Consider the following 659-nt stretch of genomic DNA (forward strand, 5'->3'; position numbering starts at 1 on the left):
CAAGTGGCTGTATTGAGCACAGCGCAAGTTACTGCTCTGGGTACTGCTGGTGTGGATGCATTGACGACGTCGCAAATCGCAGTCTTAACGACAAATCAGGTCCAAAACGGTTTAACTACCGATGAAGTTGCTAGCCTGAATTCGTCGCAAATCCAAGCGATCACGACCGTCGATGTACAGGCCTTGAATACCGCCCAAATCGCTGCCTTAGGCACTGCTGGTGCGGATGCATTGTCCACGAAACAGATTGCTGTTCTGACGACTAACCAAGTGCAAAACGGTTTAACCACTGCCGAAGTCGCGAGCTTGAGTTCAGCCCAAGTCCAAGCGATTACGACAGTTGATGTGCAGGCGTTGAATACGGCTCAGGTTGCTGCCCTAGGCACTGCTGGTGCGGATGCCTTGACCACGTCACAAGTCGTGGCCTTGACGACTAACCAGATCAATAATGGTTTAACGACTGCTCAGGTTAATTCGCTCTCCACCGCGCAAATTGCGTCCTTGACGACTAACCAAGTCCTCAACGGTCTCAATACCGCTCAAGTGGCCGCATTGAACAGCAGCGAAGTCAAAGCCTTGACCACCGCGCAAGTGGCTGTGTTGAGTACAGCACAAATCACAGCGCTGGGCACTGCAGGCGTGGATGCGTTGACGACCAA

The 659-nt window shown here is 52.5% G+C and carries 1 pseudogene; it reads left to right on the plus strand.

The annotated features are described in order from the left end of the window. Nucleotides 1-659: pseudogene (locus E2I14_RS19455) on the plus strand (heme utilization protein); the annotation flags it as partial.

It is taken from the genome of Sapientia aquatica (genome assembly GCF_004358105.1).
Lineage (GTDB): Bacteria > Pseudomonadota > Gammaproteobacteria > Burkholderiales > Burkholderiaceae_D > Solimicrobium > Solimicrobium aquaticum.